Here is a 26,440-nt window from a genome sequence, read left to right as displayed (position 1 = left end):
TATTTATTCTATAATTAGTAAGTGCATATAGAATAAAATTGTATTAAATTTCTTTGAGGTGAATGAAATGAGTTTAAGATTTATATATGGAAGATCTGGTAGTGGTAAAAGTTACTACTGTCTTAAAGACATAAAAAGAAAATTAGAAAAGGGTGATAAAAGCCAATTAATACTCTTAGTACCTGAACAATTTTCTTTTCAAAGTGAAAAGAATTTAATTCATTATATAGGAGAAGAAGCTATATCAAGATCACAAGTATTAAGTTTTAAAAGAATGGCTTATAAGGTATTTAATGAAGTTGGTGGAATTACTCATATACATATGAATGAATCAGGAAAAAGCATGCTTATATATAAGGTAATGGATGAGTTAAATGATAGGTTTAAAATATTTGCGAAAGCTTCTAAGAGGGAAGGTTTTGTAACTACAATGGCTGAGCTTATTACAGAATTTAAAAGATACAATATTACCCCGGAAATGGTGTATGAATCTTCAGAAGCAGCGGAAAACGAGAATTTAAAGGATAAGTTATCTGATATAGCTTTAATATATTCTAAATTTCAAGAAAATCTTTATAGAAAATATATAGATCCAGAAGATGACCTAACTATATTAGTAAATAAATTGGATGAATCTAAATTATTTAATGAAGCTGAAGTTTGGATAGATGAATTTTTTGATTTTACTCCTCAAGAATATAGAATTTTGGAAAAAATATTAAAAAAAGCTAAAAGAGTAAATATAACATTAAGTACAGATGCTTTAAGTGGAGGAAAATCTGTAGATAATTTAGATTTATTTTATCCTATAAAAAATACAGAAGAAAAACTTTTGAGAATTTTGGAAAGAAATAATATAAAATATGAAAAGCCTATAGAACTAGAATGTGCTCCTTGCTATAGATTTAAAGAGAGCAGGGAATTAAGTCATATGGAGAAAAACTTATTTTCTTTTCCATACAAAACTTATAAGGGAGATACAAATGATATCTGCATATTTAAGGCTTTAAATAAGTATACAGAAATTGAAGAAACTGCTAGAGATATTTTAAAGCTTGTTAGAGATAGAAATTTTAGGTTTAAAGATATTGCAGTAATAACGGGAGATTTAGACGGTTATGAAAATTTAGCTAGGGCTATATTTAATGAATATGAAATACCATATTTTATAGATAAAAAAATAGAAATAAGTAATAATCCTCTTATAGTTCTCATTATCTCTTGTATTGAAATATTCAGTAAAAGATGGAGTTATGAAAGTGTATTTAGATATTTGAAAACTGGTCTTACTGATATAAGTAGGGAAGAAGTAGACTTAATTGAAAATTATGTATTAGCTAATGGAATAAGGGGAAAGAAATGGACTGAAATTCCTAAATGGCAATATAGAATAAGATATAGTTTTAATAAGGATGAAGAAATATCTGAAGAAGAGCAGAAAAATTTACATAAAATAAATATGATAAAAGATAAAATAGTTCTTCCACTTAAAGAATTTCATGAAAATATTAATAATAAAAAAAATGCTAAAGAGATGTGCACCGCTCTTTATGATTTTTTAAATAGTATAAATGTACCACAAAAGATTGAATCATGGATAGAAAAGTTTAAAGAGGAAGATAGGTTAGATAAGGTAAATGAATTTAATCAAATATGGAATATAGTAGTGGAGCTTATGGATCAAATTGTAGAAGTTATGGGAGAAGAAAAATTAGACCCTAATATATTTGCAAAGCTTTTAAAAAATGGTTTTGAAGAATATGAAGTAGGTCTTATTCCTCCAGCTTTGGATCAAGTTTTAGTAAGTAGTATTCAACGTCTTAGAAGCCATGATATAAAGGCTTTATATATAGTTGGTGTAAATGATGGTATATTTCCAGGAGTAATAAATTCAGAAGGAATACTTACAGATATGGAAAGAGAAGATTTACGTTCAAAGGGGTTGGAATTAGCAAAGGATACTAAGGCTAGAGCTTTTGAAGAGCAGTTTTTAACATATATAACATTAACTACTATGAGTAATTATTTGAGAATAAGTTATCCTATGGCAGATCTAGAGGGCAAGACTTTAAGACCATCCATAGTTGTATCTAGACTTAAAAAAATTTTCCCAAACATGTGCGAGGATAGCAATATAATAAATAAAAATACAGAGGAAGAGGAGTTAAGAATGGTAGCGGCACCTAAAGCTACTTTTAATGAGCTTATAGGTAAGCTTAGAAGTAGTACTGAGGGGTTAGAGGTTAGTCCATTATGGCTGGATGTATATAATTGGTATATAAATGATGATTATTGGAAGGAGAAATTAACTAACATATTAGAAGGTTTTTCTTATAGTAATGAAGCTGAGATAATGGATACAAAAAAGGTAAGAAAGCTTTATGGACACAAAATGAATATAAGTGTGTCTAGATTAGAAAAGTATGCGGAATGTCCTTTTTCATATTTTGTAAAGTATGGCATGAAAGCAAAGGATAGAAAAGTATACAAATTATCAACCCCAGATGTAGGAACACTTATGCATGAGGTATTAGAATCTTTCTCTAAACGATTAAGGGAAAAGAATATAACATGGGAAGATGTAAATAAGGATCTTTGTGAAGGGGTAGTATCTACCATAGTTGATGAAAAGGTGGCAAATATGCCAGGTTCTATATTAAACAGTTCTCCAAGATATAAACATATGACAGAAGGAATAAAAAGAATTCTTTCAAAAGCTATATCTATAATTGGAGAGCAGATAACTAGGGGAGAATTTGAACCTTCAGGATATGAGTTGTCTTTTGGAATTAATGGAGAATTTTCACCTATTTCTGTAGAACTTCACTCAGGGGAGACTGTGAATTTAATAGGAAGAATTGATAGAATTGACCAGCTAAAAGAAGAAGAAGGAACCTATATCAGAATAATAGATTATAAATCAGGAAGCAAAGATTTTAAATTATCGGATGTGTATTATGGACTTCAGATTCAACTGTTGGTATATTTAGATGCTCTTTTAACAGAAATTGAAGAAAAGTATAAAGAAAATGCAATGCCAGCAGGAATGTTATATTTCAAAGTTGATGATCCAATTATAAGAACTAAGGATGAAATAGATGAGGATGAAGTAGAAAAGAAGTTATTAAAGGAATTGAAGATGAAAGGGCTTCTTTTAGCGGATCCAGATATAATAAAAGCTATGGATAAGAGTATAAATGGATATTCAGATATTCTTCCAGTAAGAATGAATAAGGATAATTCTCTTTCAAAAAGTTCTTCTGTAGCAACAAATGAAGAATTCAATTTACTAAGAAAGTATGTAAAGGAAACCATAGTAAATCTTTGTGAGGAAATGCTAGAAGGGAATATAGGAATAAAACCATATAAGAAAAAGGATAGCTCAACTCCTTGCAGATTTTGTGAGTATTCACCAATATGTCAGTTTGATACCACTGTAGATGGAAATAGTTATAGATTTATTAATGATAAGAGCGATGATGAAGTATGGGAACTTATAAAAAAATCTGTGGAAGAAAAAGAATAACTATAGATAGGTAATAAAGATTAAGTAACAAAAATAACGTTATGGAATTGATTCCATGACGTTATTTTTGTTAGTATCTATTTACTTTTTTCCTTTTACAAACTGAGAATAATAGAATAATAGAAGCTAGTAATATACATAAAAGTTTAAAATAGGGTTCAATTACTGTTTCAATAACAAAATTATCCTTAATGAAAGTTAATGGATCACTTCCAAAGATAGATGCAAACATAAAGAAAAAAATTATTGCAAATAAAAAACCAGCTAGTCCCCATTTAAATCTATTTTTTTCGTTCATTATTTAACACCTCACTACATTTATAGTATATCATAGAAAATGTAATATAACCATATATTGTATTTTGAACATAAAAACTTCGACCAATTTTAAATTTAAAAGTGTATGGATACAGTTGTAAATATATCAACAATACATTAGACTAATTATAGAATATTTTACAGGAAGTGGAATATGAGTTAAAGGAGGGTATTCAATGAAACAAAGTATTGTGCAAAATGAGATAAGAGTGTCAAAAACAATTGAAATTACTCAAATGGCTGTTATGGCAGCAATAACATGTATAGCAACTATGGTAATAAAGATTCCCACATTAATGGGAATTGGTTATGACCATTTAGGAGATAGTATGGTATTCTTTGCAGCAATATTATTTGGAAAGAGAAAAGGGATGTTAACAGCAGCATTAGGAATGAGTTTAGCTGATTTTTTAACTGGATATGGATATTATGTACCATTTACTTTTGTGATAAAGGGGATAATGGCATTTATTGCAGCATCTATTGCATATAGAGGAGATTACGAAGGTAAAAATATTATTAATAATATTTTTGCGTTTATAATTGCAGGAGCTTGGATGGTATTTGGATATTTTATAGCTAAAATAATTTTAGTAAAATTTATATTACTTAGAGCGGATTCTTATAGTCAAGCATTAGCAATAGCACTTGCAGGTATTCCAAGAAATATTGGACAGGTAACTGCTGGTATGATTATTGCAATACCATTAATTAAGTTATTACAAGGGAAATTAAAGATTAAAAGAGAATAATAAGAATTTAATAAAGTAGATGAATTTATATAAACTCATCTACTTTAGGCACATTAAAAAAATAAATAAGTCAGTATGCTAGGCTATTTTGCATCATACTGCGTCATCAGAAACCACTGATAGCTCTATTAGCAGTGAAACCTGATTTCTTGTCTGATACAAAATATCCGTCGATAATTGACTTGTTATTTATTTTAATGTGCCCCATCAGTTTTCATGTATACTATATTTTGAATTTTACTGTAAGATTCTCATTGTATTAGATTTTATCTTATACAATTGAGATATTAACAAGAATAGTATACAACCTATGAAAAAGTACCTTGCAGAATATAAGGTTATATTTATATCTGTGTTAATTTTAAAGATAGATGTAATAATGTTTAGTATAATTTTTGTAAAAAAAACTAACGGAACTATAAATAAAAATGATTTATTAATAGAAGATTTTATATTTTTTTCTGTTGTAGATGTTATTTTAGATTTTTTTATGAAGGTTATAATGCATAATAATGAAGCTGTTATTAAAGAGTTTAGGTTAAATTTCAGTGAAAAGCTAAATAGCATATCTAATGATATCCATGCTATAAAATATATAATAAGTTCTTCAATAAGACTTATAGCTTTCAACATAAAGCTCTTTGATTTATTGTATTCGTTAATTATTGAATCACAAAAATTTTTATGATTATTTCCTAAAAATAAATCTATACTTTTATTTTCACATTGAGCTTGCAGCATCATGTCTAATATTTGTTGAAAAACTTCTTCTCTTTCAATAGAGCTTAAGGTGCTATTTCTCATGTATTGTTCTATTTCTTTAAATGAAGCATAATTTTTTTTATTTAATTTTTTTTCTTCTCTAGATCTTATTTTTGAAAGCTTTAACTCTAAAAACATGATTATTCCTCCAATACATTTTGAACATTTTCTTTCATTTCAGACCAAGTACCAATAAATTCCATTAATTCATTTTTACCTTCATCAGTAATATAATAGTATTTTCTCATAGGCCCTAGTGGGGATGGTTTCATAATTGAAAATATAAGCTTCTTTTTTTCAAGTCTTATTAAAATAGGATATACACTTCCTTCAGTCACTTCCTTGAAGCCAAATTTCACTAGCTTTTCACATATTTCATAACCATAAGTTTCATTTTTGCTTATGATTTTTAGTATGCATCCTTCTAATAATCCTTTTAACATTTGAGTATTACGCGCCATATCATCACCTACCATGTATTACATAATAGCTTATACTAATAATATATTGTAGCTACTATGTATTGTCAAGTAGTTTTGTGATTACTAGGATGATATGTTATTATTATGTTATAAATGAGCATTTACATAAAAGGTTATGGTGTAACATTAATAATATTACTTTTAAAGTTTGGGATTATATTATATGGATTTATATTATTTGTAAAATTAGCTAATAGGGGAATTAAGTTAATGGATATTATTATTGAGAAAAAGAATAAATAGAATTCTTAGGGGTATTGCTCTTTAGAAGTTGGAGAAATCCTTATCCAGGGACGTAGCTGCTCTTTACTTCCACGTTGAAGAGATAGGGGTATTAGAGTGGATAGCCATTTAATAAAAATAAAGAAGAAAAACATTAGTATATATAAGAGGTGTTACAAATGAAGAAAACAGTACAAGTAGTTGGTGCAATTATTGAAAATGAAAATAATGAGATACTTTGTGCCCTTCGTTCTACTAACATGACTTTGCCTAATTGCTGGGAGTTTCCAGGTGGTAAAGTTGAGAAGAATGAAAAAGTTAGTGATGCGATAATAAGAGAAATTAAAGAGGAACTCAATTGTGATATTAAGTTTATAGATATATTTAATAATAGTAGTTATGAATACGAAGATATTATAGTAAATTTAACTACTATTAGATGTAAAATAGTAGGAGGATGTCCAATAGCTAATGAACATGATAAACTTATATGGTTGGATAAAAAGAATTTACTTTCATTAAATTGGGCACCAGCAGATATACCAACGGTTAATTTATTGTTAAAAGAAAAATAAATGCTTAGTTACTATATAATTTTTATGTTATTATGGTATTAATTTAGTAATTTTACTGCCACCATATAATACATTTAGCATAAGCTTATGTTTGTATCTTGTAAATGTGGGGTATTAATAAACAAAGGGGGAGACTATTATTATGAATGAAGAACAAAAAAATATATTGATAATTGATGATTCTATAAGTATCAGGAAATTTATAAGAGTCCTTTTAGAAGATGAAAACTATAAAGTTTATGAGGCTTCTAATGGTGAAGAAGGTATTGAGTTGTTTAAAAAAAATGGCAATATTGATTTAGTAATTACTGATGTATATATGCCTAAAAAAACTGGAATAGAAGTATTAATAGAATTGGAAAAAGAATATAAAGACACAAAAATTATAGTTCTTTCAGATGGAGGCAAGGATAACTTCTCAGATGAACTTGGAATATGTGAAGATCTTGGTGCTATTCGTTTTATGAAAAAGGACTATGTTAAAGATAAATTAGTTTGTTTAGTAAATAAAATTTTAGCAGAGGGTAAATGAAATTAAAGTTTAAATTTTATGTGTTTAATCATTAGTTAGTAAAAGTTAAAAAATAGCTAAAAAAAGTTGTTAACAAGAGTTGTTAACAACTTTTTTAGTTAAAATAAAATATTTTTTTCAATTTTAATGAGTTTAATTTATTATAAATAGCTTATAATTAGAATTAGGTGGTGAAATTTAGGATGAAGGACAAAGATGATATAATGATAAAAGGACTTAGTGAAAATGAAGTATTAGATAGAATAAAAAGAGGAAAAGTAAATGCTATTCCTAAAACGCCTTCACGTACTTTTGGGCAAATAATAAGAGCAAATTTATTTACAAATTATAATGCATTAAATGCTGTTTTAGCTATGGCAGTACTTATAGCAGGATCACCTAGAAATGCTATTTTTGCTGGAGTAATAATAAGTAATACTATAATAGGAATTTTTCAAGAGATTCGTGCCAAGCGTATATTGGAAAGATTATCACTTATTAATGAAAATAGAATAGATGTAATAAGAGATAATAAGATTGTTAATGTAAATATAGAAGAAATTGTTATAGACGATATTATTGTATTAAGTACTGGAGATCAAATATTAGTAGATTGTGAGATATGTAATAATGATGAAATAGAAGTAGATGAGTCGCTGATTACAGGGGAAGCAGACTCTATTTTAAAAAAATGTGGGGATAAACTTTTGTCAGGAAGTTTTGTTACATCAGGGAAAACTTACGGAAGAGTTATAAATGTAGGAAAGGATACCTATGCAGCAAAGTTAGCAGATGAGGCTAAAAAGTTCAAGCTTATAAATTCTGAGCTCCAAATATCGATAAATAAAATATTTAAAATAATAATATGGCTAGCTATACCTATAGGGTCATTATTAATTTTTACACAGATAGTTTATTCAAATAGAAGCTGGCAAGAGGCATTAATAGCATCTGTAACAGGCATAGTTGGTATGGTACCAGAAGGATTAGTGCTTTTAACTAGTGCTACTTTTGTAGTATCAATTATAAGGCTTTCTAAATGGGACACCCTTATTCAAGAATTACCTGCAACAGAGGTTTTAGCTAGGGTAGATGTATTGTGTTTAGATAAAACAGGTACTATAACTAAAGGAGACTTAAAATTAAGTGAAGTAGTTCCTTTTGAAAATAAAGACATAAAAGAAATAGATAAAATTCTTTCAGCAATAGTTCATAGCTTTGAAGATGGTAATGCAACACAAAGAGCTTTATTGGAGAAATATGGCCATAACCCAAATTTAAAAGTGAAAAATAAGATACCTTTTTCATCTAAAAGAAAGTGGTCAGCAGTACAATTTGAAGATGAAGGTGCCTGGGTTTTTGGAGCGCCAGAAATGATATTAAGGGATAGATATACGGAAATATCTGATAAGGTTGAAGAAGCAGCTAAAGAAGGAAAAAGAGTTTTATTATTATCAAAATTTAATGGAAAAAATTTTGATGAAGAATTAAACGGAGAAGTTGAAAATGCTGCATTAATATTTATTGAGGACGTTATACGAGAAAATGCTGAAGAAATTATTAACTATTTTAATAAAGAAAATGTATCATTAAAAATAATATCTGGAGATAATCCAGTAACTGTATCGTCTATAGCAAAAAGAGTGGGAGTTAAAAATGGTGAAAATTACATAGATGCTAGAAACTTACCAAAAGATGAGGAGGAGCTAAGAAGGATTGTAGAAAATACTTGCGTTTTTGGAAGAGTTTCTCCTCATCAAAAAAAGGATATAATAAAGTGCCTTAAAAAGAATAATCATACAGTGGCCATGACCGGTGATGGAGTAAATGATGTATTAGCATTGAAAGAATCTGATTGTGGCATTGCTATGGCTAGTGGTTCAGATGCTACCAAAGCAGTGGCACAGCTTGTTTTATTAAATTCAGATTTTGCGGCTTTGCCTCATGTAGTTTTAGAAGGAAGAAGACTTATAAATAATTTAGAAAAGGTTTCTGAGTTATTTTTATCCAAAACTGTGTATTTCATAATTCTTTCTATAATATTTGGATTACTGCTAGTGCCTTTTCCTATTATACCCATACAATTAACATTAGTAGGTACATTAACTATAGGAATTCCTTCATTTTTTTTAGCTCTATCTCCCAATACAGATATAATAGAAAGTGATTTTTTGAAAAGAGTTTTACGAGCCTCAATTCCAAATGGAGCTTTAATAGGAATAGGGACTACTATTATATTTTTATTTGGATACTATAGGGGATTACCTTTGGATCAATGTCGTACTTTAGCTTTAATTATTTTTGGAGGATTAAGCTTATTTGTTTTACTTAAAGTATCTACTCCACTAAATTTTTATAGATTTTCTATTGTAATTGTTATGTCAATATTATTTATATTAAGTTTTTTATTACCTTTTACAAGAGAGTTGTTTGTTATTAGATTTTTTAAATCCTACTGCATATTACCATTAACTATAATATGTTTAGTTGCTATAATAGGAATGATTACTTTACCTAAGCTTATAAAAAAATTAAAATAAGATGTATTACATAAAATCAGTAGATTATAAAGTGCCTTAATAAAAAAATATTAGGTTTTTAACTAAAGAGTGTAGTAAGGGGATAGGAGAGGAAGAAGGTTATGTTTAATATAGAAGATCTATTGGATGAAGACTTTTCAGTATATCCAGAAGAAGTGAGAGCATACATGGAGAATTTTTCTTATAACTTAAGAGAAACTTTAAAAGAAGAATTAGTTGAATATATTGGAAATGAAATGTTAAAGGACATAGAAATAAACAAAGAAAATTTTATGATAAAACTTGGTAGTATATTAAATAATGGACATAAAGGATATAATAATATGTCAACTAAAGTATTGGTGGATTTATATTTGGATGTAAAAAAACAAGAAGATTTCATAGCATTATTAGAAAAGGTAAGTAATGAGGTGTAATTTCTTTTAAATACCGTAAAATTCATTTATGATATATTTTTCTTTTTAGTAGCAGATTTTTATTTTTTAATCTGTCTACTTTAAGTGGAGCATATCATTTCTGGACTTTACGGTATTTTGTACCTATATAACAATATTATTTTAAAGGTATTTTAACATTTGCAGACATTCCAGATTTTAATATTCCCTTAGTATCTTTTATAGCAACTTTTATTTTAGTAGCCATATGTTTACTGTCAGAAGTAGATTGTTTATCTTTAGGTGTATATTCATGTTTTAAAGCAATATAATTAACTTTTCCTGTCTGAGAACCAATAGAGGTTTCTACAGTTAGTGGTTGATTGTAATAAATTTTATCTAAATATTCATCAGGTATATAACATAATACATATAAATCATTTGAAATAGCTATATCAGCGATATTACTACCTACATTAACTATATCACCTAATTGAAAGTTTTTACTTATTATAATTCCATCATTTAAAGCAATAATATTACAGTTATTTAATGTGTTTTTAGCTTGATTTAATTGAGCTATAGACTGATCTAAATCAGCTTGAGCAGCTTCAATAGCTTGTTTGGTTGCCCCGCTTTTAAGTAAACTTAGCTGTGCATTGGCTGCATCATAATTTGCTTTAGCTGAAGCAATTGATTGAACTGTTGCACCATTTTGAAGCAATAACAATTGTTGTCTAGCATTTTCTAATTGATATTGTGCCGAAGAACGTTGATTAGCTGTTGTATCTAATTTGTATTTTGCCTCATCTAATTCACTTTTAGATACTGCACCTATGTTGTATAATTTTAAAGTATTATTATATTGTGTATTTAAATGATCATAGGTTAGTTTTACAGTATTTAAGGCTTCCTGTGCAATTGAAACACTATTTCTAGCTTGTTCTATTTGTTCAGTTCTGTTGCCAGAAGTTAAAAGATCCAATTGTGCTTTACTAGCGCGTACTAGCGCTTCTGCTTGTTGTATTTGCTCAGGTCGAGTTCCTAATTTTAATTCCTCAAGTTTTGCTTTTTTCATTTTTATAACTGCTTCTAATTGATCAACAGTATATTTTTGATTTGTATTATCTATTATAGCTATAATTTCTCCTTTTTTAACTGCTTCTCCTTGCTGTTTGTTCATTTTAACTATTTTACCAGATACGGTGCTGTTAGCAGATATAATATTATTTTCAATATCTCCCTTTAAAGTTAAATTATTTGATTTTGCAGAACATCCTGTGGCAATAAAAGCAATGGATAAAATACACATAAATATTTTCTTCATAAAAATCACCTGCTTTGTATTATATTTTACGATATTTTTTTAGAACTAATATATTTGCCATCATGAAGAAGATGCAAGTTATAATTAAAACGACTACGTTAATTAAAATATCATCCCAGCCTTTTCCGCGCACCATGATATTTCTTAAAGCGTCAGCTACATACCACAATGGTGTAAAACGTCCGACAGCTTGAAGCCATGGAGACATGGTGCTCAAGTCAAATAATCCTGAAAAAAATAATTGAGGGACTAGAATTATAGGTATAAATTGAATCATTTGCATTTCATTGTTTGCAAATGCAGATATGAATGTACCAATAGAAAGAGCAACCATTGCAGTTAGTACAGTTATAAGAAGTACTAGAGCAAATGATCCTACCATCATTATATTAAGAACACTAATTGAATACCAGGCAATAAGGGCAGACTGTATTACAGTAAAAACTCCAAATCCTAAAATATAACCCACAACAATTTCCCATCTACGTATTGGTGTAGCAAGTAGTCTTTCAAGAGTGCCAGAAGTACGCTCACCAAGAAATGAAACTCCTGCTACTAGAAAAACAAAAAAGAATACAAAGAATCCAATAAGTATAGGACCAAAGTTATCAAAAGAGGACATATTTTCATAACCATATAAATGAGTTATGTCTGGTTTAGGGGAGGAAAGTGACTGCTGAGTAATACTTTGTGTAAGCATAATAACAGCATTACTTTTGTTTGGATCACTACCTTCTAATTCAATATGGGCAGTTCCATTTTCAAAGTTAATTATTGCGTCAACTTTTGATGAATTAAGTGCTTCATAAGAGCTTGATTCATCGTATCTTATAACCTTTGCATCCTTATCTTCTAGGGCATTTATGAAGCTAAGTGGAGCATTAACTACTCCTATTTTAGGATGATAAGTTGAACCATTAAAAATAAATGACATAAAAGTTAATACTAATATAGGTGCAAAAATCATTAGAGCAATAGTACGTTTATCATGTCCAAGTTGAAGTAAAATTCTAATCATAACTGATTCTACTCTCATTTTGATGCACCTCCATAATATAAGAATGCTTCTTCAATTGTATTTGAAGAGGTAGCACGTTTAAGCTCCTCTGGAGAACCTACAGCAATTAATTTGCCGTCACGGATCATTCCTAGATTATTGCATTTTTCAACTTCATCCATTACATGGGTAGTAACAATAATAGTGGTACCATTATTACTTAATTTGTATAATTCATTCCATATAGATTTGCGAAGTAGTGGATCAATACCAACAGTAGGCTCATCTAGTATCAAAACTGGTGGTTCATGTATAAGTGCAATTGCAAGAGATAGACGACGTTTCATGCCGCCAGAATATTGATTTACTTGTTTTTTTAAATGATCTGATAGATTTACAAGTTGCATAACTTCATTAATTCTTTGTTTTTGTTTTGATCCTTTAATATTGTACATAGAAGCGAAAAATTTTAGATTTTCCTCTGCAGTGAGCTCATTATATAAAGCATCAGATTGGGACATGTACCCTATTTTATTCATCATTGAAAGCTTTGGCATTTTTTCATTTAATAAATATACTTCTCCACTAGTTGGAGCATCAACTCCAGAAATCATTTTAACTAAAGTTGTTTTACCTGAACCTGATGGACCAAGTAGTCCTAAAATTTGAGAATAAGATATATTTAAATTAATATCAAAAAGTACCTGATTTTTTCCAAAGGATTTATTAACATGTTCGATTCTAATACATGGAGAATTGTTCATATTTTTATCAAATTTATTATCCATAGTTTCACTTCCTTTTGAAATAAAAAATACTCACATAGTTAACAGTATTTTAATGAAATTACAAAATTTAATCAACATCATGTTGAGTATCCTGCATGTAATTATTATAATCAAATATAAATGTATATTCAATAAACAGAATATCTATAATTGATCATTAATAAACACATTGTGAAAAGTTGTCTATTAATATTTTAAAAAGGTAAGTGTTATAGTATTTTATTAATGTAATGATAAATATGTAAATTTTCCATATTATTTTAATCCAGTTACTTTTAGTGGACCAAGAAAAAACATTTTTGATAAAATCAATGCCATATCTTCTGTAGATTGTTCCATTCCATTTTGAAGCCATTGCTGAATTACTCCTAAATGAGCAGAAAGCACATAAGGAACAAAATATTCTTCCGGAATTAACATATTTTCTTTTTTAAATGTTTTAAATAATAATTTCTTTTCAAATAAATTAGTTTCTATAAGTTGCTTAAGTTTATTATGGAAATTAGGATCACCTTTTGGACCTAAAATGGCTTTCATAAATAATGAATTTTCTTTAATGTATTCTAAAATTTTTGTTATAAATGGAATGGGTTTGTTTACAGAACTTATATTTAGTATATCTATATAACCCACTGTTTTTACATGTTCATAAAGTTCTTGTATTACTTCATTTTCAACTTGTTCCAATAAATCGTATTTATCAATATAGTGCAAATAAAATGTTCCTCTGTTTATGTCAGCTTTTTTAGTTAACTCAGTAATTGATATATTATTAAATCCTTTTTCTTCAATTAATTGTGATAAAGCATTTCTTATGAGCTTTTTTGTACGTATAGATCTTCTATCATCGGATTGTTGTGACATTTTGTATTTCTCCTTTACATAAAGATTTCATGTTAGATAAGACTTTCTAAAGTATTATAGGATATATTATAATACATATTAGAATAAAAATTGTTAAAAACTAATTAGGAAGTTAATTTTGAGGTGATTTATGGATAATAAATTTAAAGTTTGGTTTTCATATATTAAACAAAAAGCTAAAGAAATAAAAAAGGAGATTGGAGCATTATATTTGGCATATAAACGACCAGATATACCTTTTTATACAAAATTAGTTTTAATAATAGTAGTAGGTTATGCTTTAAGTCCTATTGATTTAATACCTGATTTTATACCGGTTCTAGGATATCTTGATGATCTAGTTTTAATACCACTTGGTATTGCTTTTGCGGTAAAACTAATACCAAGAGATATTATGGATGAATGCAGACAACAATCAGAAGATATTTTTAAGAAAGGCAAGCCTAAAAACTGGGTTGTGGCAGGTATTATAATATGTATTTGGATTATAATAATTGGTTATATCACGGTAAAGATAATTAAATAACATGGAAAGGATAGATAATTTTTATGGATAGTAATGTTTTATGGTATATAAGAAATCAAGTTGATAGGACTATAGATAATTTAAGAAAACGTAATATGGAAGGTTTCTTTGTTAAAGATGATGTTGAATTGATAGAACTTTTAAAAGAGCTCATTGCTGAAAACTCTGTGGTTGGTGTAGGGGACTCTATGACACTATTTCAAACAGGTGTAATAGATTTTCTTCGTAAAGGCAAGTATACTTTTTTGGACAAGTATAAAGATGGAATTACAAGTGAAGAAAAAAAGCAAATTTATATTAAAAACTTTTCTGCGGACACTTTTATGTGTAGTACTAATGCCTTAACGGAAAATGGTGAACTTTATAATATTGATGGTAATGGAAGTAGAGTTGCCCCTATGATATATGGACCCGAGCAGGTTATTTTAGTATGTGGAATCAATAAAATTGTTAAGGATGTGAAAGAAGCAGAAAATAGAGTAAGAAATTATGCTGCACCAATTGATGCAAAAAGATTAGGAAAAAATACTCCTTGTACTAATTTAGGATATTGTATAGATTGTAAAAGTCCAAATAGAATTTGTAATGACTTTGTAGTTATTACAGGGCAGTTTATTAAGGGAAGAATAAAAGTAATTATTGTCGGAAAACAATTAGGATATTGATAAATTCATTATGAAGAAATCTGTTTATATTTATGTACTAAAAAATTAGAATATAAAAATAAAAGCTTTGAATAGTTTTATAAGACTGTTCAAAGCTTTTTTATAATAGTAAATTTTTTATTTCATATTGACAAAGATAGAAATAAATCATAAAATATACAAAGATAATAAATTACATTATATCATAATTAAATGAAAATGTCAATAGCTTTTGAAAATAATTTTAGGAGGGAATATAATGGAGGATAACAAGGCAAGTATTACGGCTTTAATAACCGCTTTTGGGAGGGCGTATCATTCCCAAAATGAGTCACCTAAGGTTTTTGATGATTTTCTTGTACAACAACTGATTACAGAAGAAGAATATGAGAATATTAGTAATAATTTAGCAGGAGGCATAGGTTTTTTTGTTCCGGATAAAGCGAAAGTTTGTAAGGATAAAGAATCAGCTTTAAAGATAGTTATCCAAAATCAAATAGCACCAATATCTTTATCACGTAGTAGGTATACAGAAGATATGTTAAAACTTGCTGTAAGATTTGGTGTAAAACAATATGTTATTTTAGGGGCAGGGTTTGATACTTTTGCATTTCGAAACAAGGAGTTATTAGATCATATTGATGTGTTTGAATTAGATCATCCTGCTACCCAAGAATTAAAATTAAAACGAATTAAAATGGCCGGATGGGAAATGCCTAAAAACTTACATTTTATACCTGCTGATTTTTCAAAAGGTAACTTTATAAAACAAATGGAAAAATCAACTTTTGATAAAGATAAATTAAGTTTCTATAGTTGGCTTGGTGTAACTTATTATTTAAGCAGAGATGAAATAGTAAATACATTAAAAGATATATCAAATGTTTCACCAAAAGGCAGCTCTGTTGTTTTTGATTACGCAGATCATAACATATATGATATTGAAAAAACAACAAGGCGTGTACAAAATATGATACATGCAGCTAGTCAAAGTGGAGAGCCTATGAAAAGTTGTTATTCATATAGGAAATTAGTTTCTGATTTGGAAAAAACGGGTTTTCAACTCTATGAACATTTGACTCCTTCAGAAATTGGACAAAACTATTTTAAAGGAAGAGATGATGATTATACCGCTTTTGAAAATATAAATTTTGCATTAGCAGTAAAAGAATAAAAGAGAGAAGAAGTGAATATTAGGGAGTGTGTATTGCTTATACATATTCTCACTAAAAGTAAAGTATGATTAAACAATTAGAGAATTTTGAAATAAAAGAAGTTATGGATATATGTTTAAGACTAATATTATTTCTCATAATTTGTGTTTTGCATTTTGTTATCTGTACTCTAAAAAAGTGTGATGCACTTTTTTACAAGTTTTACTCAACAAATAGTTTTCTTATTTTTTCAATATAAATCTCATCTAATCCAGTTCCGTAATTATTCAAATTAGTTTTATCTATAATTTTAGGTATATGTTTTTTCTTTATTTTATTATCAACTTCTAAAAGAATATCATGAATTTCCTTACCCCTTGTTTCATTGCTAGAATTTAAGTTTATACTAGAATTATCTTTAAGTTCAATTGTGTAATAAAAATCATACTGCCTCTTACGGCTTTTGGTAATACCAACTTTAACGTCTTTTACATCATTCCAGGTATAATCTTTACCATTAGGATAAATTATTGAATATTTTTTAATGGAATTTTCATAGATTACAGAGTAATTTGTCAAGGCATAAGAAGTAAGTATACAGTAAAATATAATTAATATGGGATAGACAATGTGTTTTTTAGGTTCTATAAAATTGAGAAATTCCATAATATAATCATTATCTGATATTTCATCATTTCTACTATCAAATTCATCATCCAATAGTTTTCGTTTTAATATTATTCTTCTAAGAAGCATTACTATTGAAAAACATATAAATATTGAAATTACTAAATTTATATTTGGTGATACAAAAATAATATAATCTTTATTATTGGACAAGCTTGATTGTAACCATAAAAATCCGAAAATGGAACCTAAGACTCCAGCAATTGCTAAAATAAATTTTATTAAATATGCTAGTACTTTTTTCATAAGTAATTTTAGAATGAGGAATATATGATTAGTCCTCTTCTTAAGTTCACCTCATTTCTTTTTATTTAGATAACTTTTAATGAATAGCTAAATTTTACTAACATCAAAGTTTTCTTAAGTAAAAAATTTGTTATGGCAATTATAACATATAAATAATATTTTAATAATATTTTTCAGAATTTTGCTAATAATAACTTCAGTTATGTATAAGGATTAAGGGAGATGATGTAAGTGACAGTAGAGTCAAAAGTAAAACAAACATTAGCTAACTTAAAGGGAGTTGAAAGCACTTTAAGAATTTATTCATTACAAAGTAAAAATAAAGAAGAAGTAAATGCCTATAAGGAAGCGCTTAATACTACAGAGTCAGTTATTAAAGATATAGAAGATAGAATAAAAACATTAGAGTTTGAAGAACCTCAATATAAAGAAGATTAAAGGGTGAAGGATTATGCAAAATTGGATTATAGTATTATTAAGAAACGTAATTTTGTTTTTTTTAACTTTAGGAATAATGAGGATTATTGGACGGGGGAATATATCAAAAGTAACTCCTTTTAAATTTGTAAGTTACATTGTAATTGGTATTATGGTTTCATTAATTTCTTTGAGGTTAATAACAAACTTTGCTTTTGCGTTTGTTGCATTAGGGGTTTGGGTATTATTTTCTTTAGTATTGGATTATTTATCAGTGAAAAGTAAATGGGTTCATGATTTTGTAAATGGAAGAGAAACTGTACTAATAAAAGATGGAAAAGTCATGGAAGAAAATTTAATGGAAGCTAGGTATACTGGTGAAGAATTATTAAGAGAATTGCGAGCCAAAAATGCCTTTAATTTAGCAGATGTTGAATTTGCAGTGATGGAGACGACGGGAGATATAAATGTCTTATTAAAGTCAGATAAGAAACCTATTACTCCAAAGGATTTGGGAAAACAAGTTGCACCATGTTCACAGCCTGAAACTGTAATATTAGATGGAAACATTCTTGATGAATCTCTGTTAAATAGAGGGCTTAGTAGGCAGTGGTTAAAGGCTGAATTATCAAATGCAGGAGTGTCTCTAGATAATGTATTTATTGCTCAAGTAGATTCTTCAGGAGATTTGTTTATAGATATTTTTGATGATGCAATACAAGTTACGCAGCCTAAGGTTAAAGAAATGCTTTATGCAAACATTTCAAAGGCTCAGGCAGATATTTTATCTTTTTCATTAGAAACTGGTGACTTAGAAACTAGAAAAATGTATTTAAACAATGCTAATAAATTAAAAAAAGTAATGGATGATTTAGAACCATATTTATTACATTAAAAGGTGGATGAGATTATGTCTAATAAAAAAAAGAAAAAATTAACTCCTGTTCAGCAAGAGTATCAGGATTTTGCTAAAGAAAGGGAACCTAAACGCCCAGTTGTAAAAAACTGTGTAAGAGCATTTTTTGTTGGAGGATTTATATGTACCATAGGTCAGGTACTGCAGTGGTTTTTTATAAAATATTTTAACTTTACAAAAGAAACTGCAGGAAATCCAGCATCAGCTATTTTAATAATAACCTCTATTTTGCTTACTGGTTTTGGAGTTTACGATCATATTGCACAATGGGCTGGAGCAGGTACTGCTGTGCCAGTTACCGGTTTCGCAAATACTATGGCATCAGCTGCTATTGAACATAGAACGGAGGGCTATGTTTTAGGTGTTGGAGGAAATATGTTTAAAATCTCAGGATCAGTAATTGTTTTTGGAGTCTTTTCAGCTTTTATTGTGGCAATAATAAAAATAACTATTAAATGGTTAGGTGGGATGTAAATGCTTAAAGGGCATCAAACATGGGTTTTCGAATCTAAACCAGTAATAATATCATCAGCGGCAGTTGGAGGTCCATTTGAAGCTAAAGGAGCATTAGCAAATGATTTTGATATTCTTCATGAAGATGTATGGTTAGGACAGGAAAGTTTTGAAAAGGCCGAAAAAAAAATGTTAGAAGAAGCTTGTGAAACAGCAATTAATAAAGGAAAAATTAAAAAAGAAGATATTCAATTTTTTTTAAGTGGAGATTTAGTTAATCAAATTACTCCTAGTAGTTTTGCAGCTCGTACATTGGGGATTCCTTACTTAGGCATTTTTGGTGCTTGTTCCAGTTCCATGGAAGCCCTTGCATTGGCCTCTTTATTAATTAATAGTAAATTAGCACGATATGTAATATCAGGTGTATCCAGTCACAATATGGCAACAGAAAAACAATTTAGATATCCTACAGAATACGGAGGGCAAAAACCTCCAACGGCTCAATGGACAGTAACTGGAGCAGGAGCAGGTTTATTAGCAGATGAAGGTGAAGGGCCAAGAGTAACTTGTGCTACTATTGGTAAAGTAGTAGATATGGGAATTACAGATCCGTTTAATATGGGAACTGCTATGGCACCAGCGGCAGTAGATACAATAGAGGCGCACTTTAGAGATTTAAATATAGAACCGTCTTATTATGATTTAATTGCTACAGGAGATTTAGGAAGAGTTGGGCATAGGATTGCTGGAGATTTATTAGATAAACATGGCTTAAAAATTCCAAGAGAGATATTTACTGATTGTGGGTTGTTAATTTATAAGGATGATCAGCCTGTAATGTCTGGGGCTAGTGGTTGTGGATGTTCTGCTGTAGTTACATATGGTCATTTACTTAATCGTATGAAAAAAGGTGAATTGAAAAGAATATTGGTTGTCGCAACAGGATCATTATTATCTCCATTATCCTATCAACAAAAAGAAAGCATACCCTGTATTGCCCATGCAGTATCTATAGAAATTTAAAGAGAGGTGTGGATAAAAATTGGGAATTTTTATAAAAGCATTTATTGTTGGTGGAATTATATGCGTGATTGGTCAGATAATGATGGATGTTTTTAAACTTACACCTGCTCATACAATGAGTACTCTAGTCGTAGTAGGGGCCATATTAGGTGGTTTTGGATTATATGACCCATTGGTAAAATTTGCAGGTGCAGGTGCTTCTGTGCCAATATGTAGCTTTGGTAATTCATTAGTAAAAGGTGCATTAATGGAAGCTGAGGAATCTGGTATTATAGGAGTGCTTACTGGTATATTTGAGATTACAAGTGCTGGTATCTCAGCAGCTATAATATTTGCATTTATAGCTTCATTAATTTTTAAGCCTAAAGGTTAATTGCAAATAAAGCCCGTGAAGGGAGGTGATGGTGATGACAGTAGGAACACAAATGCAGCAAGCTATAGCTGGAGTTCAATCAGTAGCGGCTACAATGAAAACATTTGCATTAGAAACAGAAGATCAAGTAGCAAAAAAAGATTTTCAACAATTAGCTCAAACTTTTGAAGATGCATTAAAAGTTTTAGAGGCAAGAAAACAATACATTGAGGAACAAGAACCTCAATATAAGCAGCAGTAAATTAAGAATTATTAAGTTATATGCTAATAGTAAGTAAAAAAGAGGAGATAAATATTTTAAACCTCCTCTTTTCTATTATAATTATTAATGAATTCAAATATTTATATAGGTGATAGCTTATTCTCCTCCAAAGGCATTAATTAAATTCTTACTGCAGCATAAAGTATAGGAAAGATTTTTTATAAGTCCATTTCCAAAGCTTATAGTAAGAATATCCTCATTTATAGTCAATATTTTACCAATGCCAAAGGATTTATGTTGTATAAGTGTTCCTTCCTCTAAAGGAATCTTATGAAAACTATTATTATCATTAATTAGATTATTGGATAAGTTACTAGAAAGTTTATCTTTATTAACTATATTATAAAGTTTTTGTACAAATTGAGAAGGAGTACATTTTTTATTATTTTTTTTAAGAGGATTTATTAAGTAAAGATTTTTTCTTCCTCTAGTTATAGCAACATACATCAAACGAGTTTCTTCCTCTAGACAAGTCTTATCTCCTTTATTAGATTTTTCTATACTGTCAGGAGAAGGTAAAATATCTTCAATTAAGTCTATAATATATACAGTATCAAATTCTAATCCTTTTGAACTATGCATAGTGGAAAGGGTTACTCCGTTAAATTTCCCTTTGGACTTACTCATTTCCATTTCTTCTTTTAAAATATTTAATTTGTTTTCTACATCTTGTAGACTTGTATATGATGATAGAACCATGGTTAAAATACCTAGTATAGTTTGGATATTATCCATATTATATTTGAATTTTTCACAGTAATCCATCATATATTCTTCATAATTTAGTTCATATCTTATAAAATTTATGGCTTCATCTCCAGATAAAGAGGAAAGTTTTAAAAATTTTTCTTCGAAGGATTTTAGTCTATATGAAGAGGAAAAATAATTCTCATTACTGCTAAGAGTTTTAAAAATACTTTCTTTAATTTTTCTATTATAAAGTATATTTAGGTCATCCTTTTTTACATAACTTTTCATTTTATAATATATTCTTTCAAAGGCATCTATATCAGTTAAGTCAAAGGATAACTGAAGAAAGGATAAAATATCTTTAATTACCCAGCTATTAAAAAAGGAAGGAACAGAATCCTTTATATAAAAAGGAATATTTTCTTTTACCAATCTATCTACTAAAGGAATAGAAGAAATATTATTTCTAAAGAGTATTGCAGTTTCTTTTAAATTTTCATCTTCCTTTAATTTTTTAACTAAAAAATCTATTTGAGCATATTCGTTTTCTACATTAATAAAGTTTATTTCATTGCCGTTTTCATTTTCAGTAAATAATTCTTTATTATATCTTTTTTTATTCATTTTAATAAATTCATTAGCAGTACTTACTATTTGTTTACTACTTCTAAAGTTTTGTTGCATAAAAAATATTTTTCCATCTTTATGATATTCCCTTTTAAAGTTCAAAAGTCCTTGAGAAAAGGCACCTCGCCAAGAATATATGCTTTGATCATCATCTCCAACAATACATAAATTAAACTTTGGTTTTACAATAAGTTTTATTATTTCTTGTTGAATTTTACTGGTATCTTGACATTCATCTACCTCAATATAATCATATAAATTTCTATAAAAATTTAATATTTCGCTATCTTCATTTAATATTTTATAGCATTTTACTAACATATCATCATAGTCTAGCAAATTATTCTTTTTTTTATACAACTCATATTCTTTATATATACTCATAAAATTAGGAACTGGAAAAGCTTCCTTATATATTTCAGTGTTTTCAAAGGACACCATTATGTTTTTTAAATATCCTATAAATGAGGATAGTTCCTCTAATTTATCATCATTTATAAAGTCATTATTGTATTTAGTATATATGTTTTTTAGCAAGACTACACGATTTACTGGAGAATTCTTGGATTCTATTATGGTATACTTTGCATTTCGTCTAAAAGAATAATTATTTATTACATAATAAGCAAAACTGTGTATAGTGGAAAATGGAACTGTATCTTTTATTATAGTTCCAAAGAAATTTTTAAATCTATTTCTCATATCCATAGCAGAAGCTTTACTAAAACTAACTCCAAGTATTCTTTTAGGATTTACATTGTGGTTTAATATAAGATTTGCAGTTCTAGAAATTAAAGTAGCAGTTTTACCTGCACCAGGTACTGCAACTACTGCCATAGGGCCAGAAATATTAAAAACCACTTCTTCTTGTTCTTTTGTTAAATTTATATTGCAATTATATTTTAAATAAGATAAAAAATCACTTTTATTTATTTTTAACACCACCTTGATAATTTACTATAGTTTATATAGTTACTTAATCTTATTCTAGAAATAATAATTAACATATTTTCAAACTCTACAAATAATAATTTAACATAAAAATGCTTTAATTCAAGTTATTTTATTATATAATCTTATTAAGATAGAAGAAAGGAGAAGAATATGGCAGAAGAAAAGCTACATTTATTTTTATTAATGAGTATAATAATTATTTTAATATGGTCTGGTATTAATCCTTTTGATACTTTCACCTGGCTTTTAGAAGTTCTTCCGGTTTTGATAGGTGGAACTATATTAGTAATTACATATAGTAAGTTTAAATTTACAACTTTAGTTTATATTTTAATTTCGATTCATGCATTAATATTAATTGTAGGTGGACATTATACTTATGCAGAAATGCCTTTATTTAATTGGTTGAGGGATATCTTTAATTTAGCGAGAAATTATTATGATAGGTTAGGGCATATTGCTCAAGGTTTTATACCAGCTATGGTTACAAGAGAGATTTTTATAAGAAAAAATGTTGTAAATAAAAAGAGATGGTTAGGATTTATTATTGTTTCTATATGTTTGGCTCTTAGTGCTTCTTATGAGCTTATCGAATTTGCTGTAGCCAAATTTACAGGCACAGCTGCAGAAGCTTTTTTAGGAACTCAAGGGGATATATGGGATACACAATGGGACATGCTGTTTGCATTAGTTGGATCTATATTATCATTAGCAATTCTTTCAAAATATCATGATAAGCAGTTAGAAAGGATAAAATGAAGGGTTTAAATAATCATAAAAAGAAATATAGGCTTAAATTGCCTATATTTCTGCTTAAGTAAAATTTTTAAGCTATAAAATTAGTTTAGAAATGTTTTTTTAATATCTCCAAAGATTTAACTGCATTTTCTCTAGGCCTTACTTCTATAATATATATAATTTCTTTATCTTTCATAAGATTAAAATGCTTGGTAAAATCTAAATTCCCTGTACCTATAATTTGATGATCACTTTTGCCGTTATTATCATGAAGATGGCAGGTTCTAATTTTATCAATATTTCTTATAAAAAACTCCACTTCATTATATTTATTTTCATAGGAATGGCCTATATCCCAAGTTAAATAGAGATTGGTAGTTTTTAAAAGTTCTTGAAGAACTTCTTGAACTATTTTTTTTGGAAATCTTCCGGAATTCTCCACACATATCATTAATTTATCCCCAGCATGGTGGATTAATTCTTGAAGACTTTCTTTTAATATGTTTTTATAGTTTTCTTCATAAAATTCTTCCATATAGCTTTTTCTATCTATTAAAGTAAAACATACTGCGCTGCCTACATGAAGAGTCATTCTGCTAACACCAATATCTATTCCAAAAGTTATTATTTCTTTTAACCTATCTAAGCCGGCTTTTCTTATAGAAGGATGAAGCTGAAGAAGTGTAATGTCTTCAGGAGCATGCATAGTAAGTTTTACACCGTTGGTCTCTGCATACTCTTTAATTCTTTTTCTTTCTTCTTTATTAAAATTTTCCGGAAAGTATATAGGAACATTCATATTTATTTCTACAGCATTCATGTTATTTTCTTTTGCAAAATCTATAGTTTTATAAATATTTTCTTCTCCTATAGAAGCAGCATAACCAATATACTTAAACATTTCACTCAGTCCCTTCATTAATTTAAAAGCTAATTTGGTTCAAAAGTCGCAGTAGAGAGATAGGAGAGTATAGAATATAGAGGACAGTTTAGAATTACTAATCATCTATAATCTATAATCTATTATCTATGATTTAATATAAAGATTATAGTTCAATAACCCTTGCCCAAATTATATTATCTATATTTACAAATCTATCTAAAGCTTCTTTAGGAATTCTGTCATCAATATTTAAAATCATTATTGCCTTATCACCTTTTAATTTTCTTCCAACCTGCATTGTAGCAACGTTTATATTTTCATTTCCTATAAAGGTTCCCACTTGGCCTATAACACCTGGTACGTCTTTGTTTTGTAAGAATAACATATAGTCAGAAGGTTTAACATCTACTTCATAGCCTGCAATTTCTACTAGTTTTCCCTCTCCCTTAGTTGAAATAGTGCCTGATAAAGTGAATACTTCCCCTTTATTATCAGTTATTTTTATAGTAATTAAATTTGAATAGCCATTATAGTGTTTGCATATATTTTTAGTATTTATTCCTATACCACTTTCTTCTGCTTTGATTCGAGCATTTATATAATTCACTCTATCAACCATAACAGGTTCTAATAAACCTTTAGTAAAGGCTATAGTAATCATTTCAGTATCTTGAGTGCCTATTTCGCCCCAGTAAGTTATATCCACAAATTTAATTGCTTCTTTGTTAAGCTGATAATACACTTTGCCTAAGTTTTCCATAAGATCAATATAAGGTTGAATTTCTCTTAATTCATCTCTATGAATAGCAGGAAGGTTAACTGCATTAGGAACAATTTCGCCTTTAATTCCTTTTAAAACTTGTTTTGCTATAGTTAGTCCTACATTTTGTTGAGCTTCTACTGTAGTTGCACCTATATGAGGAGTAACTACTACATTTGGGAAATTGTATAATTCTGCACTGTATCTAGGTTCCTTATCGTGTACGTCTATACCAACACTAGCGATCTTGCCACTTGCTAGTCCTTTGCATAAAGCTTTTTCTTCAATAAGCTTTCCACGAGCAGCATTTACGATTCTAACACCGTCTTTCATTAGATCTACTTCTTTTTCTCCAATAATTCCTATAGTTTCTTCTGTTCTTGGAGTATGAATTGTAATAAAGTCTGCTTCTTTTAATAATTCTTCTAATGTATTTTTCTTTTCTACATTATATTTTTCAAATCTTTCATCAGCAATATATGGATCATAAGCTATAACATTCATACCAAAAGCATTCATTCTTGTGGCAACAAGAGCGCCGATTCTACCAAGGCCTATTATACCTAAAGTTTTATTGAAAAGTTCACTTCCCATAAAACTATCTCTATCCCAGTTACCTTCTTTTAAGAATTTATCAGCACGAGCAATATTTCTTGCTTGGGAAAGTAAAAGTCCTATTGTAAGTTCACAAGCAGAAATACTATTACTATCAGGAGTGTTAGCTGCAATAATTCCTCTTTTTGTAGCTTCGGGAATATCAATATTATCTACTCCATTACCAGCTCTACCAACTATTTTAAGCTTTTTAGCTCTTTCCATAAGTTCAGCATCAACTTTTGCATCACTTCTAATAATAAGGCCATCATATTCACCAATTATATTTAACAATTCTTCTCTTGCTATTCCTATTTTTATATCTATTTGAAAGTTTGGTTCCTTTTTTAAAAGTTCTATTCCTAAATCGTCTATTTTATCAATTATTAATACTTTTTTTAATTCCATAATTGTTACCTCCAAATTAGTAATATATTTTTGTTGTTTTAATTTTC

Annotated in this window: 27 protein-coding genes; 16 read left to right on the top strand and 11 right to left on the bottom strand. The window is 28.4% G+C overall.

What is annotated here, in order from left to right:
- Positions 1-67: 67 nt before the first annotated feature.
- Complete coding sequence (gene addB, locus T514_RS0107965; RefSeq protein ID WP_027624300.1) at positions 68-3,526, top strand: helicase-exonuclease AddAB subunit AddB; 3,459 nt, start codon at positions 68-70, stop codon at positions 3,524-3,526.
- 70 nt (positions 3,527-3,596) lie between these two features.
- Here addB and T514_RS0107960 read toward each other — a convergent pair whose 3' ends face one another.
- Entirely contained in the window at positions 3,597-3,824 is a 228-nt protein-coding gene (locus T514_RS0107960; protein ID WP_027624299.1) for a hypothetical protein, read from the bottom strand.
- Between the two features lie 196 nt (positions 3,825-4,020).
- On the opposite strand from T514_RS0107960, the gene T514_RS0107955 reads away from it, so the two are divergent.
- Positions 4,021-4,596, top strand: coding sequence for an ECF transporter S component (locus T514_RS0107955; protein WP_027624298.1), 576 nt, complete (start codon positions 4,021-4,023; stop codon positions 4,594-4,596).
- Positions 4,597-4,833: 237 nt separating this feature from the next.
- Here T514_RS0107955 and T514_RS25625 read toward each other — a convergent pair whose 3' ends face one another.
- Positions 4,834-5,496, bottom strand: a complete 663-nt coding sequence (locus tag T514_RS25625; RefSeq protein ID WP_027624297.1) for a DUF1048 domain-containing protein — start codon at positions 5,494-5,496, stop codon at positions 4,834-4,836.
- A 2-nt stretch (positions 5,497-5,498) separates the two neighbouring features.
- A complete protein-coding gene (locus T514_RS0107945) occupies positions 5,499-5,819 on the bottom strand; it encodes a PadR family transcriptional regulator (protein WP_027624296.1) in 321 nt (106 codons plus the stop codon).
- Between the two features lie 422 nt (positions 5,820-6,241).
- Here T514_RS0107945 and T514_RS0107935 point away from each other — a divergent pair, with 422 nt between their 5' ends.
- The 4 genes from T514_RS0107935 to T514_RS0107920 all read left to right on the top strand — a co-directional run bounded on the left by T514_RS0107935 (position 6,242) and on the right by T514_RS0107920 (position 10,104).
- Complete coding sequence (locus T514_RS0107935; protein ID WP_027624295.1) at positions 6,242-6,637, top strand: (deoxy)nucleoside triphosphate pyrophosphohydrolase; 396 nt, start codon at positions 6,242-6,244, stop codon at positions 6,635-6,637.
- Between the two features lie 142 nt (positions 6,638-6,779).
- Positions 6,780-7,169, top strand: coding sequence for a response regulator (locus T514_RS0107930; protein WP_027624294.1), 390 nt, complete (start codon positions 6,780-6,782; stop codon positions 7,167-7,169).
- 182 nt (positions 7,170-7,351) lie between these two features.
- A complete protein-coding gene (locus T514_RS0107925) occupies positions 7,352-9,688 on the top strand; it encodes a cation-translocating P-type ATPase (protein WP_027624293.1) in 2,337 nt (778 codons plus the stop codon).
- Between the two features lie 101 nt (positions 9,689-9,789).
- Positions 9,790-10,104, top strand: a complete 315-nt coding sequence (locus T514_RS0107920; RefSeq protein ID WP_027624292.1) for a hypothetical protein — start codon at positions 9,790-9,792, stop codon at positions 10,102-10,104.
- A gap of 136 nt (positions 10,105-10,240) precedes the next feature.
- Here T514_RS0107920 and T514_RS0107915 read toward each other — a convergent pair whose 3' ends face one another.
- From T514_RS0107915 to T514_RS0107900, 4 genes are all read right to left on the bottom strand, one after another.
- Positions 10,241-11,389 (bottom strand): HlyD family secretion protein, encoded by a 1,149-nt coding sequence (locus T514_RS0107915; protein WP_027624291.1) that lies wholly within the window; start codon positions 11,387-11,389, stop codon positions 10,241-10,243.
- A 19-nt stretch (positions 11,390-11,408) separates the two neighbouring features.
- Positions 11,409-12,425 (bottom strand): ABC transporter permease, encoded by a 1,017-nt coding sequence (locus T514_RS0107910; protein ID WP_027624290.1) that lies wholly within the window; start codon positions 12,423-12,425, stop codon positions 11,409-11,411.
- Positions 12,422-13,174, bottom strand: a complete 753-nt coding sequence (locus T514_RS0107905; RefSeq protein WP_084284418.1) for an ABC transporter ATP-binding protein — start codon at positions 13,172-13,174, stop codon at positions 12,422-12,424. Before T514_RS0107905 ends, T514_RS0107910 begins: the two co-directional genes overlap by 4 nt.
- 255 nt (positions 13,175-13,429) lie before the next feature.
- Positions 13,430-14,038 carry a TetR/AcrR family transcriptional regulator gene (locus T514_RS0107900; protein WP_027624288.1) on the bottom strand — a complete coding sequence of 203 codons (609 nt, stop codon included), beginning with the start codon at positions 14,036-14,038 and terminating at the stop codon, positions 13,430-13,432.
- A gap of 130 nt (positions 14,039-14,168) precedes the next feature.
- Between T514_RS0107900 and T514_RS0107895 the strand changes: the two genes are divergently transcribed.
- From T514_RS0107895 to T514_RS0107885, 3 genes are all read left to right on the top strand, one after another.
- Complete coding sequence (locus T514_RS0107895; RefSeq protein WP_027624287.1) at positions 14,169-14,564, top strand: YkvA family protein; 396 nt, start codon at positions 14,169-14,171, stop codon at positions 14,562-14,564.
- A gap of 23 nt (positions 14,565-14,587) precedes the next feature.
- Positions 14,588-15,229: a lactate utilization protein gene (locus tag T514_RS0107890; RefSeq protein ID WP_027624286.1), complete on the top strand. Its 642-nt coding sequence runs from the start codon at positions 14,588-14,590 to the stop codon at positions 15,227-15,229.
- 238 nt (positions 15,230-15,467) lie between these two features.
- Entirely contained in the window at positions 15,468-16,382 is a 915-nt protein-coding gene (locus tag T514_RS0107885) for a class I SAM-dependent methyltransferase (RefSeq protein ID WP_027624285.1), read from the top strand.
- Between the two features lie 202 nt (positions 16,383-16,584).
- On the opposite strand, the gene T514_RS0107880 is transcribed toward T514_RS0107885, so the two are convergent.
- Complete coding sequence (locus tag T514_RS0107880; RefSeq protein WP_027624284.1) at positions 16,585-17,295, bottom strand: hypothetical protein; 711 nt, start codon at positions 17,293-17,295, stop codon at positions 16,585-16,587.
- A 231-nt stretch (positions 17,296-17,526) separates the two neighbouring features.
- On the opposite strand from T514_RS0107880, the gene T514_RS0107875 reads away from it, so the two are divergent.
- The 6 genes from T514_RS0107875 to T514_RS0107850 are packed head-to-tail and all read left to right on the top strand — an operon-like array spanning position 17,527 to position 20,718.
- On the top strand, positions 17,527-17,733 hold the full coding sequence (locus T514_RS0107875) for a DUF1657 domain-containing protein (RefSeq protein WP_027624283.1): 207 nt from the start codon (positions 17,527-17,529) through the stop codon (positions 17,731-17,733).
- Positions 17,734-17,746: 13 nt separating this feature from the next.
- Entirely contained in the window at positions 17,747-18,607 is an 861-nt protein-coding gene (locus tag T514_RS0107870; RefSeq protein WP_027624282.1) for a DUF421 domain-containing protein, read from the top strand.
- A 15-nt stretch (positions 18,608-18,622) separates the two neighbouring features.
- The gene (gene spoVAC, locus T514_RS0107865; RefSeq protein WP_027624281.1) at positions 18,623-19,102 is read left to right on the top strand and encodes a stage V sporulation protein AC; all 480 of its coding nucleotides are present in this window, start codon (positions 18,623-18,625) and stop codon (positions 19,100-19,102) included.
- Positions 19,103-20,104 carry a stage V sporulation protein AD gene (gene spoVAD, locus T514_RS0107860; protein ID WP_027624280.1) on the top strand — a complete coding sequence of 334 codons (1,002 nt, stop codon included), beginning with the start codon at positions 19,103-19,105 and terminating at the stop codon, positions 20,102-20,104.
- A gap of 19 nt (positions 20,105-20,123) precedes the next feature.
- Positions 20,124-20,477, top strand: coding sequence for a stage V sporulation protein AE (spoVAE, locus tag T514_RS0107855; RefSeq protein WP_027624279.1), 354 nt, complete (start codon positions 20,124-20,126; stop codon positions 20,475-20,477).
- Positions 20,478-20,511: 34 nt separating this feature from the next.
- On the top strand, positions 20,512-20,718 hold the full coding sequence (locus T514_RS0107850; RefSeq protein WP_027624278.1) for a DUF1657 domain-containing protein: 207 nt from the start codon (positions 20,512-20,514) through the stop codon (positions 20,716-20,718).
- A gap of 117 nt (positions 20,719-20,835) precedes the next feature.
- Here the strand turns inward: T514_RS0107850 and T514_RS0107845 are convergent, their stop codons facing one another.
- Positions 20,836-22,998 carry an ATP-dependent helicase gene (locus T514_RS0107845; protein WP_051541920.1) on the bottom strand — a complete coding sequence of 721 codons (2,163 nt, stop codon included), beginning with the start codon at positions 22,996-22,998 and terminating at the stop codon, positions 20,836-20,838.
- A gap of 162 nt (positions 22,999-23,160) precedes the next feature.
- Here T514_RS0107845 and T514_RS0107840 point away from each other — a divergent pair, with 162 nt between their 5' ends.
- Entirely contained in the window at positions 23,161-23,769 is a 609-nt protein-coding gene (locus tag T514_RS0107840; RefSeq protein ID WP_027624276.1) for a DUF2238 domain-containing protein, read from the top strand.
- Positions 23,770-23,854: 85 nt separating this feature from the next.
- Here T514_RS0107840 and T514_RS0107835 read toward each other — a convergent pair whose 3' ends face one another.
- Both T514_RS0107835 and serA read right to left on the bottom strand, forming a co-directional pair.
- The gene (locus T514_RS0107835) at positions 23,855-24,649 is read right to left on the bottom strand and encodes a sugar phosphate isomerase/epimerase family protein (RefSeq protein WP_034868541.1); all 795 of its coding nucleotides are present in this window, start codon (positions 24,647-24,649) and stop codon (positions 23,855-23,857) included.
- A 145-nt stretch (positions 24,650-24,794) separates the two neighbouring features.
- Positions 24,795-26,393, bottom strand: coding sequence for a phosphoglycerate dehydrogenase (serA, locus tag T514_RS0107830; RefSeq protein WP_027624274.1), 1,599 nt, complete (start codon positions 26,391-26,393; stop codon positions 24,795-24,797).
- Positions 26,394-26,440 lie beyond the last annotated feature (47 nt).

The organism is Clostridium lundense DSM 17049 (assembly GCF_000619945.1).
GTDB lineage: Bacteria > Bacillota > Clostridia > Clostridiales > Clostridiaceae > Clostridium_AO > Clostridium_AO lundense.
Note: the sequence above shows the minus strand (reverse complement) of the source record. Positions and strands in the feature narration are given on the sequence as shown.